We start from the raw sequence: 13,171 nt of genomic DNA, 5'->3' as shown, positions 1-13,171 counted from the left end.
TCGTGTCACCTCCTTCCGTGCTGGTCGGTGGGGTCGGTCGCCCTCGCGTCGGCGAGGGAGTCGGGGGCGCCCGCCAGGGGCGCGAGGAACGGCAGGGGCACCGGCGCGTCGTGCCGCGCGGCGGCCAGCGCCAGCAGCACGCCGGCGGTGCCGGTGCCGAGGTCCATGGACAGCCGCAGCAGCTGCTCGCCGGGGAACGCGGTGCCGTCCCCGTACGGCAGGGCGTGCCACGCCAGCCGCCGCACCTGGGCGTCCCGCTCGCGGCGCCGTTCCGGGTCGTCCGGGTACGCCGCGAGGTAGGCGACGATGCCGGCGCGACCGGCGAACAGGCCCGACTGCGCGTAGAACGGGGACCGGGCGGCGCGGCGCACGCCGGCGCTGGCCTCGGCGAACCGCTCGTCGGCGCGGTGCCGCAGGTACTGGTCGAGCACGAGCCCGATGCCGACGCTGCCCTGCCCGAGGTAGGGCATGGTGCGCCAGCCCTCGTTGACCTCCAGCGCGCCGTCGGGGCGGACCACGCAGCGGCGCAGGTCCTGGCGCAGGGCGGTGGCGGCGTGCTCCAGCAGGGCGGGGTCGCCGGTCAGCTCGTGCAGCCGCACCAGCAGCAGCGCCGGGCCCGTCCGGCCGCGCAGCAGCCCGGCGTACGGGTGCCGCCCCCCGCTGACGTCCGGCCCCGGGTCGTCGGCGAGCCGGTCGACGACCCGCTCGGCGGCCCGCCAGGCCGCGTCGCGCAGGGCCGTCTCACCGGTGCGCCCGGCCAGCTCGGCGAGGTTGAGCGCGATCCCGGACAGGCCGCTCGCCAGGCTGTGGTCCAGCCCGTCCGACGGCTGCCGCAGACAGATGTCGAGCACGTCGAGGGCGTCCTGCCGGCGGCCGAGCAGCTCCAGGGCGTACGCGACGCCGTGCAGGCCGTCGTAGAAGCCGCACCGGGTGCCGGAGGCGGGCGCCGTGGCGCGGCGCACGAGCCACTGCTCGTGGTCGGGCCAGCGCCCGGCGCCGCTGGCGTGCAGGGCGTACAGGACGCCGGCGGCGCCGTGGGCGAGGTTGAGCCCGCCGCTGCGGAACTGCTCGATGTCGCCGGGGAAGAGCCGGTCGTCCCGGTCGGGTGTCGCGCTGGCGAGGATCGCCCGGGCGAGCCGGTCGCGGTGGGCCGGTCCGACGCCGACGGTGAGGTCGGCCGCCGCTCCGTCGGCCCGTTCGTCGGTCGTCGTGCCGGTCGTGCCGGCCGTCGCGGCGGCGGGGGCGCCGGTGATCTCCTCCACGGCGGCGTCGAGGAGCTTCCTCGGCACCGGGAAGTGGGCGGCGATCACGTCGGCGAGGTGCGCGGCCTTGGCCGGCACCAGCCGGACCAGCTGGGTCAGCGGCAGGAACAGCGCCAGTCGCAGGCAGGCCAGGGCGTACCGGTCGACGGCGGGACCGGTGCGGTCCCGGGGCGCGGCGAAGCCCTGGTTGCGCAGGCCCGGCCGGCGGTGCCCGTCGATCGGGGCGGCGACCTCGAAGTCCACCAGCGCGATCCGGTCGTCGGGGCGGACCATGACGTTGAACAGGTGCAGGTCGCCGTAGACGAGGCCGCGCTCGTGGATGGCCAGCACGACCTCCTCGACCTGCCGGTGGACGTCCAACGCCCACCGGGTGTAGTCGGCGCGGTCGGCGTCCGTGGCGTCGGCGTCGATCAGCGGGTACCGGTCGACCAGGACCTTGTTCAACGCGCGGCCCTCGACGAACTCCAGCGCGAGGAAGCGGTGCTCGCCGAGGGTGAACTCGTCGTGCACCCGGGGCACCTGCGGCAGGTCGGCGAGGCGGCGCAGCGCCTCGGCCTCCCGGCCCAGCCGGGCGACGGCGTCGGTGCCGTCGGCGTCCAGCCCGGCGTGCGGTCGGGCCTCCTTCAGCACCACCTGGGTGTCGCTGCGCAGGTCCCGGCCGACGTAGAGGCCGCCGCCGTTGGAGAAGTGGATGACCTTCTCGATCCGGTACGGCACCTCGTTGGTGCTGGTGGCGTTGCGGGCGGCCAGGTGCGGGCCGAGGAAGTCGGGCAGCGTCACCCAGGACGGCACGTGGAAGACGGGGTCGCGGCGGTCCGGCACGAGGGTGCCGGTGTCGTCCTCGATCGCCGGGACGACCTGGCCGTCGGGGGAGTGGCAGTAGCGGGCCGCGAAGCCGCCGTAGCGCACGTACACCGGCCCGGCGCCGTGGCGCAGGTCGCTGAGGATGTACGGGCCGGGTTCGCCGGCGAGCAGTTCGTCCAGCTCCTTGCAGACCAGCTCCAGCTCCGCGTCGTCACGCGGATAGACGGTGACGAACTTGCCGCTGGCCCCGCGGGAGGCGTACTTGGAGTTGCGTAGCAGCAGGGTGCGTGGGCCGCGGAGGAACTTGAACGACAGCCCCCGCGGGACGCAGTAGTCCCAGACGGTGTCCAGCACCCGCTCGGCGTTGGCCAGGGTCGCCGACACGTGGATCTTCCAGCCCTGCTGGGGCAGCGTGCCGCCCTCCGGGGCGTAGATGAGCCAGTCGTCGAGTGGCTCCGAGCGCCAGCCGTCGGGCACGGGCCGCCGGGCCGCCGCGAAGGTGGGCTGTTCGACCGCGCTGCCGAGCGAGTCGTAGAAGAGCCGGTCGGCGGCGCAGTAGCTGTCGTAGCGATCGTCCACCGTGACCACTCCCTCCGCTGTTCGGCCCATCCTTCGGCCCTGCTGGCTGATCTGAGTCTGTCCGTTCGGGCCGTGGTTGATCCAGTGCGATCAGTCATGACGGTGAATGCATGCCGCACGGCCGGCCGTGACAAATGTCAGGTGCGCCCGGGATGCTCGTCGGTCGCGGCGGCGGGTGGCGGGCGGTGTCGCCGTCGCCGGGGCGGGCGGTGCGGCCGCCCCGGTGGGTGGCGGTACGGTGCTCGCCGTGACCGCAGACGATCACCCCTCCGCCGCCGGCGGACCCGTCGCCGTGCTGGCCAACCCGACCGCCGGCCGTGGGCGGCACCGGGGGCTGCTGCCAAAGGTCCTGCACCGGCTCGCGGCCGCCGGTCGGCCGGTGCGCCTGCTGCACGCGCACAGCGCCGACGAGGCCGAGGCGGCCTGCCACGCGGCGGTCGGCGACGGCGCGTCCGCCCTGGTCGCGGTGGGCGGCGACGGCACGGTGCACCGGGCGTTGCAGGCGGTCGCCGGCACGGCGGTGCCGTTCGGTCCGGTGCCGGCCGGCACCGGCAACGACTTCGCGGTCGACACCGGCTTCCCGGCCGACCCGCTCGCCGCCGCCGACGTGATCGCGGCGGCGCTGCGCGACGGCCGCACCCACCCGGTGGACCTGGCGCGGCTGACGGGAGCCGACGGCGTGCGCCGCTGGTACGGCGCGGTGCTCGCGGCCGGCTTCGACGCGATCGTCAACGAGCGCGCCAACCGGATGCGCCGGCCGCGTGGGCCGCGCCGCTACGACCTGGCGATCCTGGTGGAGCTGGCCCGGTTGCGCCCGCGCCGCTACACGCTGCGGCTCGACGGGGTGGCGCACGAGGTGGACGCCGTGCTGGTGGCGGTGGGCAACTGCGCCAGCTACGGCGGCGGCATGCGGATCTGCCCCGACGCGGACCCCGCCGACGGGCTGCTCGACGTGGTGGTGGGCGGCCGGTTCGACCGGCGCACCCTGATGCGGGTCAAGCCGCGCATCTACCAGGGCACCCACGTGGCGCACCCGCTGGTGCGCAGTTACCGCGCCCGCACGGTCGAGCTGAGCGCCGAGGGCATCACCACGTACGCCGACGGCGAGCGGGCACTGGACCTTCCGGTGACCGTGACCGCCGTCCCGGCCGCCGTCCACCTGCTCCGCTGACTGTGAGGCTGGCCTGGTCGGTCCGCTTCCGCATCCTCGCTGTCAGGGGGCGGGGGTGGTGCGGACGATGCGGTCCAGCCACTCCGCGAGCAGGGCGCGCTCGGCCGGGGAGAGGTCGGTGGTCAGGCCGTCGAGGGCGGCGCGCAGCGCCACCGCGTGCCGGACCGGGTTGCCGGCCCGGGAGGTCGCCCGGGCGGCGGGGGAGTCGGTGACCAGCGCGGCGAGCACCGCCTCCCGGGTCCGGGTCGACAGGGCGGGGTCGCGCCGCGGCGGCGGGGTGCGGATCAGGGCGAGGGTCACCCCGCAGGCGGCGGCGTGCAGCATCTCGGTGGCCTGGTCGACGCCCGCGCGCAGCCGGCCCGCCTCGGCCACCCGGTGCACGAGCTGGCGCAGGATGTCGGCCGCGACCCGGGCCGCGGTCGGGGTCTCGCCGGGGCGCGGGTCGCCGTACATCAGGGCGTGGCAGGCCGGGTTGGCCAGGCCGAAGCCGACGTGCAGGTCCCAGCCCCGGCGCAGGTCGTCGACCGGGTCGCCGGCGAGGTCCCGGGACGCCTCGGCGTGCAGGTACGCGGCGAACCCGTAGCTGGCCGCCGCGTCCAGCAGGCCGCGCATGTCGCCGAACTGCCGGTAGATGGTCGGCGCCTGCACCCCGGCCGCCCGGCTCACCGCGCGGGTCGAGACCGCCTCCCGGCCGCCTTCGGCGAGCAGGGCGGCGGCGGCCCGGACGATCCGGTCCCGGGGCGACGTCTCGGTGATCATGGCAAAGACGATAACGCCCTCGCGTTAGCGGCGGTTGCTAACGCTGCTGTCGTCTCGTCGTTAGCGGTGCTGGTCGACGCCGGCCACGTCCAGCACGGTGCCCAGCCCGTTGGCGCGCCCCGCCTCGGCGGCCGGCAGCACCAGCACCCCGCACCCGGCCGCGACGGCTCCCGCGTCGGCCGGCGTGTCGCCCACCATCAGCGCGCGCTCCGGGTCGACGCCGAGCATCCCGCAGGCGCGCAGGAAGATCCCCGGGTCCGGCTTGCAGCGCCCGACCTCGTACGACAGGGCGAAGGCGTCGACCAGGTCGGCCAGCCCCCACGCCGCGAAGATCGGCCGGATGTCGAAGCCGATGTTGCTGACCACGGCCACCGGGACGCCGGCGGCCCGCAGGGCGGCCAGGGTCGGCGCGGTGTCCGGGTACGGCACCCAGCCGTCGGGGACCAGCACCCGCTCGTAGAGCGCCTCGGCGAAGCCCTCGATGCCCGCGTCGACCGTCTCGGCGAGCCCGGTGTAGGCGCCGCGGTGGGCGTGCGGGTAGAGATCCCGGTCGGCCCACAGCTCGGCCAGCCGGGGCGGCACCCGGGCCGGCAGGGGGCCGCCCGCCCGGCCCGCCGTCAACAGCCGGTCGGCCAGCGCGGTGGCCCGCATCCGCTCCAGCGTCACGCCGCAGGAGGCCGCGGCGGCGAGCACCCACTCGCGGGGCTCCTCCACCTGGGCCAGCGTGCCGTGGAAGTCGAACAGGACCGCCTCCACGGGGCGGCGGGACGGGCCCGGGACGACGGCGTCGTCGGCCCCGGGTGAGGCGTGGGGCGGTTCGGCATGGTCCGGCACGCCGTGCACCCTACCGACCGCCCCCGACCCCGCTGTCGGTTGGCCTTGTCACGTGGCCGCCCTCGGCACGCATTAATCTTGAGGACATGTCGAGCCCCGCCGAGCGGTACGCCGCGGCGCGCCGCCGGGCCGCGCAGGCCTCCCAGTTCCCGGCGCTGGACGAGTTCGCCCTCGATCTGGGGTTCGATCTCGACGACTTCCAGCGGGAGGCGTGCCAGGCGCTGGAGCGGGGCAGCGGCGTGCTCGTCTGCGCCCCCACCGGCGCCGGCAAGACGGTGGTCGGCGAGTTCGCCGTACACCTGGCGCTGCGCGGCGCGCCGGGGCGCGAGGCCGGCGGCCCCGGCGGCGCGGGTGACGAGGTGGTGCCCGCGGCCGGCGGCGAGGCCGCTCCGGCCCCGGCCGCGCCCCGGCGGCGCAAGTGCTTCTACACCACCCCGATCAAGGCGCTGTCGAACCAGAAATACCACGACCTGGTCGACCGCTACGGCGCCGAGCAGGTCGGTCTGCTCACCGGCGACAACGCCATCAACGGCGACGCCCCGGTGGTGGTGATGACCACCGAGGTGCTGCGCAACATGCTCTACGCCGGCTCGGCCACCCTCGAGGGCCTGGCGTACGTGGTGATGGACGAGGTGCACTACCTCGCCGACCGGTTCCGCGGCGGGGTCTGGGAAGAGGTGATCATCCACCTGCCCGCCTCCGTCACCCTGGTCTCCCTCTCGGCCACCGTGTCCAACGCCGAGGAGTTCGCCGACTGGCTGGTCACCGTGCGCGGCGAGACCGCCGTGGTGGTCAGCGAGCACCGCCCGGTGCCGCTGTGGCAGCACATGCTGGTCGGCAAGCGGATGTTCGACCTGTTCCACGACGCCGACGCCGCCCGCAAGCACGACGTGCACCCCGAGTTGCTGCGCTACACCCGCGACACCATGCGCCGGCTGGAGCTGGGCGAGGGGCGCAGCGCCGGCCCGGGCGGCGGGCGGCGCGGCCCCCGCTGGCGCGGCCCGATGCGCCCCGACATCGTCGACCGGCTGGACCGGGAGGGCCTGCTGCCGGCGATCCTGTTCATCTTCAGCCGCGCCGGCTGCGCCGCCGCCGTGCAGCAGTGCCTCGCCGCCGGGCTGCGGCTCACCTCGCCCGAGGAGCGGGCGGAGATCCGCCGGGTCGTCGAGTCCCGGGTCACCGCGATCCCGGGCGAGGACCTGTCGGTGCTCGGCTACTGGGAGTGGCTCGACGGCCTCGAACGCGGCCTGGCCGCCCACCACGCCGGCATGCTGCCGGTGTTCAAGGAGGTCGTCGAGGAGCTGTTCGTCCGGGGCCTGGTGAAGGCGGTCTTCGCCACCGAGACGCTCGCCCTGGGCATCAACATGCCGGCCCGCTGCGTGGTGCTGGAGCGCCTGGTCAAGTACAACGGCGAGGCGCACGTCGACCTGACGCCGGGGGAGTACACCCAGCTCACCGGCCGCGCCGGCCGGCGCGGCATCGACGTCGAGGGGCACGCCGTCGTCGTCTGGTCCCCGGAGACCGACCCCCGGCACGTCGCCGGCCTCGCCTCCACCCGCACCTACCCGCTGCGATCCAGCTTCCGGCCGTCGTACAACATGGCGGTCAACCTGGTCGGCACGGTGGGTGCGGAGCCGGCCCGGGCGCTGCTGGAATCCTCCTTCGCGCAGTTCCAGGCGGACCGCTCGGTGGTCGGCCTGGCCCGCCAGGTGCAGCGCAACACCGAAACCATCGAGGCGTACGGCGTGGAGGCGGCCTGCCACCACGGCGACTTCGACGAGTACTTCGCGCTGCGGGTCGCCATCGCCGACCGGGAACGGGCCATCGCCCGGCAGGGGCAGAGCCAGCGTAAGGCCGCCGCGGTGGCCTCGCTGGAGCGGCTGCGCGTCGGCGACGTGATCCGGGTGCCGTCGGGCCGGCGGGCCGGCCTGGCGGTCGTGCTCGACCCGGCCACCGGCGGCTTCGGTGAGCCCCGGCCGCTGGTGCTCACCCAGGACCGCTGGGCCGGCCGCGTCAGCCCCGGCGACTTCACCACCCCCGCCGAGGTGTTGGCGCGGATCCGGGTGCCGAAGCACTTCAACCACCGGTCGCCGGCCGCCCGGCGAGACCTGGCCGCCGAGGTCAGCGGCACCGGGCTGGACCGGCACGGCGGGCGCCGGGGCGGCCGTTCCCGCCAGGCCGTCGGCGAGGACCACCGGCTCAGCCAGCTCCGCGGCGAGCTGCGTCGCCACCCCTGCCACGCCTGCCCCGACCGGGAGGAGCACGCCCGCTGGGCGGAGCGGCGCCGCCGCCTGGAGAAGGACACGGAGGAGCTGCGGCAGCGGGTGGCCGGCCGGACCGGTTCGCTGGCCCGTACGTTCGACCGGATCGTCGCGCTGCTCACCGCCCGCGGCTACCTCGCGCCCGACGGCACGGTGACCGACGCCGGCCGGATGCTCGGCCGGATCTGGACGGAGGCGGATCTGCTGGTCGCCGAGTGCCTGCGCCGGGGGGTGTGGGACGGGCTCTCCCCGGCCGAACTCGCCGCCGCCGTGTCGGTGGTGGTCTTCGAGGCCCGCCGCGACGTCGACGAGCGGGCGTCGCTGCCGCGCGGCCCCGTGGCCGAGGCGGTCGACGAGACGCTCAAGCTGTGGAGCGAGATCGAGGCGGACGAGGCGGCCCGTGGCCTGGCGGTCACCCGCGAGCCGGATCTGGGCTTCGCCTGGCCGGTCTACCGTTGGGCCCGGGGCGAGGCCCTGGCGAAGGTGCTCGCGAGCGGCCACGAGATCGACGGCGAGATGCCGGCCGGCGACTTCGTCCGGTGGGCCCGGCAGGTGGTGGACCTGCTCGGTCAGCTCGCCGACTCCGGCGGCGCCTCGTCGGAGCTGAGGTCCACCGCCAGGCAGGCGATCGCCGCGGTCAACCGGGGCGTGCTGGCCTACCACGCCCCGGCCTGACCGGTCACTCTCCGTGGTGGCGCCTCGGAATCCTGAGCGGCGGCGCGGATCGGCAGCTCGGTGACGATCCTTGGCGGCAGCGGCCGAAGCGCCGCCCCACTGAGCGCCGGTCGGGTCGTGCCGCCTCGTGGCTGGAACTGCGCCAGTTCCGGGCGCTGCACGAGGCGGCTGAGTATCTTCGAGGTCGCCAGGTAGCCGGGTCCGCACGGATCACACCAAAGCCGAAGCCGGAGCACTGCGCGCCGCGCCGAAACCTGTGGCAGGAGCGCCATTGGCAAAGGCTCCTCAACGGACGCAAGGACTCGGTCGGTACGACGACCGCTCGTCGGCACGACCGGGCCGGCTCGCGTTCCGCTGCCTCATCCGCCGACCCGGGAGAGCTTGTCGGGGTTGGTGACGGAGAAGACCCGGCGCACCGCCTCCCGCTCGGGGTCGAGGTCGAGGACGAGGACCGCGAACGGGACGCCGCGCTCGAACAGGATCGCGGCGGGATCGCCGTTGACCGGCCGGTAGCGGATGTCGAGCCCGGCCGGGACACCGGCGGCGACCGCGACGAGCAGCCGGGCCACCTCGTCGCGCCCGTGCACGGGGTGCAGGCTGGTGGCGGGTCCCTTGCCGCCGCCGTCGGTCCACAGGGTGACGTCCGGGGCGAGAACGGCGAGCAGGCCGCGCACGTCACCGCCGAGCGCGGCGGTCAAGAACCGCTCGGTCACCTGCTGCTGGAGTCGGGGATCGGGTTGGAACCGGGGGCGGCGGGCCTGCACATGCTCACGGGCCCGGTGGGCGAGTTGGCGCACCGCCGCCGGTGAGCGGCCGATGATGGTCGCGATCTCGGTGTGCGGGTAGCCGAACACCTCGTGCAGGACGAAGACGACCCGCTCCGCCGGGGTGAGGGTCTCCAGCACCACCAGCAGCGCCATCGACGAGGACTCGGCGCGCAGGACGGCGTCGCCCGCGTCGCCGTCCTTGGCGGGCAGGGTGGCGAGGGGCTCGGGCAGCCACTGGCCGACGTAGGACTCCCGGCGCCGCTCGAGGGCCGCGCGCTGGGCGAGGGCCTGGTTGACGGCGACCCGCGTCAGATAGGCGCGTGGGTTCTCGATCGACGCACCGTCGGTGTGGTTTCTCGCCGCCCAGGCCAGCCAGGTCTCCTGCAGCACGTCGTCGGTGTCGGCGACGCTGCCCAGCATCGCGTAGACCACCGAGAACAGCAGCTCCCGGTGGGCGAGGAAAGTAGTCGTCGGGTCGGCGGTCGGCGCCGGCTGTACGTCGTCGGACACGGGTGTCACCTCCGGTCGGGTTCACCTCTGAGAGGACACCGGCGCCCGGGAGTGTGACATCCCCGGTGGGGAAATGTGATCCATTCCGCAGCCGAGCACCACCGCTGTCACAGTTGGCGACGCGAGCGCCCTCCTGGTTGCCGAGTCGGGACGATCCCGTCCCGGCCGAGCCACTCCCATCGCCTTGGAGGCCGCAATGCGTACCGTGATCCGTGACGTGCGGGTGTTCGACGGGCAGCACACCGTGGAACGAGCCGACGTGTTCATCGACGGCGACCGGATTGCCGAACCGGACGGCCGACCGGCCGACGTGCAGGTCGACGGCGCCGGCCGGACCCTGCTGCCCGGCCTCATCGACGCCCACACCCACACCTTCGACGGCAGCCTCGCCCAGGCCCTGGCCGCCGGCGTCACCACCGAGCTGGACATGTTCTGTCTGCCGGACAACCTGGCCCGCCAGCGTCGGCTGGCGGCCGACTGCGATGACGTGGCCGACCTGCGCAGCGCCGGCCTGCTCGCCACGGCCCCGGGTGGCCACCCGAGCCAACTGATGACCGGTCTCGACCCGCAGGCGATGGCGGCGCTCGGCGACGCCGCCGGCCCGTTCCCCACCGTCGCAAAGGTGGCGGACGCGGCGCCGTTCGTCGCCGCCCGGGTCGCCGAGGGCGCCGACTACATCAAGATCGTCGTCGACGACGGGGCGATGCACGGCGCGGACCTGCCCGTGCTGGCCCCCGACGTCGTGTCCGCCCTGGTCGAGGCGGCACACGCCGCCGGCCTGACAGTGATCGCACACGCCATCACGACCCGGGAGGTGACCATCGCCCTCGACGGCGGTGTCGACGGGCTCGCGCACGTCTACGCCGACGCCGGGTCGGACGACCCGACCGGCTGGCGACTCGCGGAGCGGATCGCCGGTGACGGCGTCTTCGTGGTCACCACGCTCGCCTACTTCGAAGCGATCAGCCAGGGCGCCGCCCTGGACCACGTCGCTGCGGGCAGCGCCGCCAACGCGGTGCACGCCGCCGGCGTGCTGCACCGGGCCGGAGTCACGCTGCTGGCCGGCACCGACGCCACCCCGTTCGCCCCGCAGCACGGCACCGCCATGCACCGCGAGCTGGCGCTGCTCGTCAAGGCCGGACTGACCCGGACCGAAGCCCTCGCGGCGGCCACGAGCGTGCCGGCCCGGCACTTCGGGTTGACCGACCGGGGCCGCATCGCGCCCGGGCTCCGCGCCGACCTGCTGCTCGTCGACGGGGATCCGACCACCGACATCACCGCCGTCAGCGACATCGTCGACGTCTGGCGGCGCGGCGTACGCCAGACCCGGCAGTCGGCCGTCGCCGACGCCCAGATCTGAGGACGGGTGACGTGACGATTCTCGACCATCGCGCACCCGCCCCCACCCCGGGGCCAGCACGCTCCCGGTCGTGGCTGCTCTTCCGCGCCATCACCACCTGCGTGGCCGTGCTGATCCTCGGTCAGGCCGCCCTCGCCGGCGGGTTCCTCTCCGGGCACTACGACGCCCTCGCCGCCCACGGCCTCAACGGCGGGCTGCTGGCGCTGGCCCTGCTGGTGCAGTGCATCACCGCCATCGTCTGGTGGCGGTCCAGCAGGGGCCCGTCCTGGCCGGTGCGGACCAGCCTGATCCAACTCCTGATCGCCGGCGCGCTGATCCCCCTCGGCGAGCAGCGCATCCTGACCGTCCACGTTCCCCTCGCCGTCGGCCTCACCGTGGGCGTGGCGCTGCTGCTCGTCAAGTCATGGGGCGCGGCACCCACCCGTCCCCGGCGGACGGCGACCGGCACGCCGACGCCGGACCTGACCACGGGAGAGGCCGCATGAGTCCACGAATCACCCGCCGTCGACTGCTCGGCACGAGCGCGGCCGCCGTGGCGGCGGCCGCCGGCGGTGGCTGGCTCGCCCGCAGCGGGCTGCTCGGCCCCGGCGAACCGGGCCGGCTGCTGCCGAGCCAGGCGCCGCTGCCCCGGCCGTACCAGGTGCCGCTGCCCGTTCCTCCGGTGCTCGCGCCGGTACGCTCCGACGCCACGACGGATTACCACGAGATCACCCAACGGCCGGCCACGCTGAGCATCCTGCCGGGGTTGCCCACCGAGGCGTGGACGTACCACGGCAGCTTCCCCGGCCCCACGATCCGCTCCCGCGCCGGCCGGCGCACCGTCGTCCGGCACCGCAACACCCTGCCCCACCCGACCGTGGTCCACCTGCACGGCGGACACACCCCCGCCGACAGCGACGGCTACCCCGCGGACCTCATCATGCCGGCCGGAGGAAGCACCCCGGCGCACGTCGGCCACCACGCCGGCCACCACGGCGGCCACGATCCGGGGCGGATCAGCGTCGGCGAGCGGGACTACACGTACCCGATGCGGCAGCGGGCGGCGACGCTCTGGTATCACGACCATCGGCACGGGCACACCGGCGTGGCGGTCTGGCGTGGGCTGGCCGGCTTCCACCTCGTGCACGACGACGAGGAGGACGCGCTGCGGTTACCCGCCGGCGACCGCGACATCCCGATCATGATCGCCGACCGGTCGTTCGCCGCGGACGGTTCGCTCCGCTATCCGCTGATCGATCCGGACCTGCGCAGCCCCGGCGTCACCGATCCGTACATGAACGGCGTGCTCGGCGACGTCATCCTGGTCAACGGCGCGCCCTGGCCGGTGCTGCGGACCGACCGGGCCCGGTACCGGCTGCGGCTGCTCAACGCCTCCAACGCCCGGCGATACCGGCTGGCACTCGACCCGCCGGCTCCCGGCGGTGGCCTGGTGCAGATCGGCGGCGACGGTGGTCTGCTGCATCGCCCGTTGACCCACCACACCATCGACATCGCACCCGCCGAACGCTTCGACGTGGTCATCGACTTCTCTCGCTACCGTCCCGGCACACGCGTACGGCTGGTGAACCGCCTCGGCACCGGCCGCACGGCCCACGTGATGGCCTTCGACATCACCGGCGCGACCCACGACGACCCAGGCCTGCCCGAGCGACTCGGCCACATCGAGCCCCTCGACCCGGCCCGCGCCGCAGCGACGCGGACGTTCCACTTCCAGCTGCGTCCCGACCACGGATGGACCATCAACGGCCAGCCCTACCGGCCCGGCCGCCCGCTGGCCCGGCCGCGCCTCGGCACCACCGAGGTCTGGCGACTGATCAGCGACTTCCACCACCCGGTACACGTGCACCTCGACCCGTTCCAGGTGATCAGCCGCAACAACCGGGCACCCGGCCCGTACGACGCCGGCTGGAAGGACACCGTCGACGTACGCCCGTCCGAAGCGGTCGAGATCGCCATCCGGTTCACCGACTACGCCGGGACCTTCATGCTGCACTGCCACAACCTCGAACACGAAGACATGGCCATGATGGCCGACTTCACCACCACCTGATTACGCCCGCTGCCGCCCCGTACACGGCTCCGAGTCAGGACCGCACAACCCCGGGCGGGCTGTCAGGCCCGCGAGGACGCGTCCGCCGCGCACCTGCCGTACAGAACCACCCCGTGGTGAACGCACGGACCGACTCCCC

General features: G+C 74.7%; 9 protein-coding genes. 5 read left to right on the top strand and 4 right to left on the bottom strand.

Features of this window, described 5'->3' with window-relative positions; all coding sequences use genetic code 11:
• Window positions 1-5: 5 nt before the first annotated feature.
• The gene (gene lanKC / locus ACZ6Q9_RS29275; RefSeq protein ID WP_396830400.1) at window positions 6-2,645 is read right to left on the bottom strand and encodes a class III lanthionine synthetase LanKC; all 2,640 of its coding nucleotides are present in this window, start codon (window positions 2,643-2,645) and stop codon (window positions 6-8) included.
• A 238-nt stretch (window positions 2,646-2,883) separates the two neighbouring features.
• Here lanKC and ACZ6Q9_RS29270 point away from each other — a divergent pair, with 238 nt between their 5' ends.
• Window positions 2,884-3,816, top strand: a complete 933-nt coding sequence (locus ACZ6Q9_RS29270) for a diacylglycerol kinase (protein ID WP_393450231.1) — start codon at window positions 2,884-2,886, stop codon at window positions 3,814-3,816.
• A gap of 42 nt (window positions 3,817-3,858) precedes the next feature.
• Here the strand turns inward: ACZ6Q9_RS29270 and ACZ6Q9_RS29265 are convergent, their stop codons facing one another.
• Together ACZ6Q9_RS29265 and ACZ6Q9_RS29260 are read right to left on the bottom strand one after the other, a co-directional pair.
• Window positions 3,859-4,575 carry a TetR/AcrR family transcriptional regulator gene (locus ACZ6Q9_RS29265; protein WP_393449814.1) on the bottom strand — a complete coding sequence of 239 codons (717 nt, stop codon included), beginning with the start codon at window positions 4,573-4,575 and terminating at the stop codon, window positions 3,859-3,861.
• 60 nt (window positions 4,576-4,635) lie between these two features.
• Window positions 4,636-5,409, bottom strand: a complete 774-nt coding sequence (locus ACZ6Q9_RS29260) for an HAD family hydrolase (protein ID WP_393449817.1) — start codon at window positions 5,407-5,409, stop codon at window positions 4,636-4,638.
• Between the two features lie 86 nt (window positions 5,410-5,495).
• Here ACZ6Q9_RS29260 and ACZ6Q9_RS29255 point away from each other — a divergent pair, with 86 nt between their 5' ends.
• Window positions 5,496-8,345 (top strand): DEAD/DEAH box helicase, encoded by a 2,850-nt coding sequence (locus ACZ6Q9_RS29255; protein ID WP_393262122.1) that lies wholly within the window; start codon window positions 5,496-5,498, stop codon window positions 8,343-8,345.
• Window positions 8,346-8,704: 359 nt separating this feature from the next.
• Here the strand turns inward: ACZ6Q9_RS29255 and sigJ are convergent, their stop codons facing one another.
• A complete protein-coding gene (sigJ, locus tag ACZ6Q9_RS29250) occupies window positions 8,705-9,622 on the bottom strand; it encodes an RNA polymerase sigma factor SigJ (RefSeq protein WP_393449820.1) in 918 nt (305 codons plus the stop codon).
• A 196-nt stretch (window positions 9,623-9,818) separates the two neighbouring features.
• On the opposite strand from sigJ, the gene ACZ6Q9_RS29245 reads away from it, so the two are divergent.
• Genes ACZ6Q9_RS29245 through ACZ6Q9_RS29235 form a run of 3 tightly spaced genes read left to right on the top strand, consistent with a single transcriptional unit; the run spans window position 9,819 to window position 13,032 of the window.
• Entirely contained in the window at window positions 9,819-10,982 is a 1,164-nt protein-coding gene (locus tag ACZ6Q9_RS29245; protein ID WP_396830398.1) for an amidohydrolase family protein, read from the top strand.
• Between the two features lie 11 nt (window positions 10,983-10,993).
• On the top strand, window positions 10,994-11,467 hold the full coding sequence (locus tag ACZ6Q9_RS29240; RefSeq protein WP_396830397.1) for a hypothetical protein: 474 nt from the start codon (window positions 10,994-10,996) through the stop codon (window positions 11,465-11,467).
• On the top strand, window positions 11,464-13,032 hold the full coding sequence (locus ACZ6Q9_RS29235; RefSeq protein ID WP_393449829.1) for a multicopper oxidase family protein: 1,569 nt from the start codon (window positions 11,464-11,466) through the stop codon (window positions 13,030-13,032). The genes ACZ6Q9_RS29240 and ACZ6Q9_RS29235 overlap by 4 nt, the downstream gene beginning before the upstream one ends.
• Window positions 13,033-13,171: the final 139 nt, after the last annotated feature.

The sequence above is a fragment of the Micromonospora sp. NPDC049139 genome, assembly GCF_055586845.1.
The sequence above is the reverse complement of the archived record's forward strand: the minus strand, read 5'-3'. Positions and strand labels throughout refer to the sequence as shown.

What these genes read in the sequence shown, in the direction of transcription:
- ACZ6Q9_RS29255 (WP_393262122.1), top strand. Translation starts at nt 5,496, where the DNA reads ATGTCGAGCCCCGCCGAGCGGTACGCCGCGGCGCGCCGCCGGGCCGCG.
- ACZ6Q9_RS29235 (WP_393449829.1), top strand. Translation starts at nt 11,464, where the DNA reads ATGAGTCCACGAATCACCCGCCGTCGACTGCTCGGCACGAGCGCGGCC.
- ACZ6Q9_RS29245 (WP_396830398.1), top strand. Translation starts at nt 9,819, where the DNA reads ATGCGTACCGTGATCCGTGACGTGCGGGTGTTCGACGGGCAGCACACC.
- ACZ6Q9_RS29265 (WP_393449814.1), bottom strand. Translation starts at nt 4,575, where the DNA reads ATGATCACCGAGACGTCGCCCCGGGACCGGATCGTCCGGGCCGCCGCC.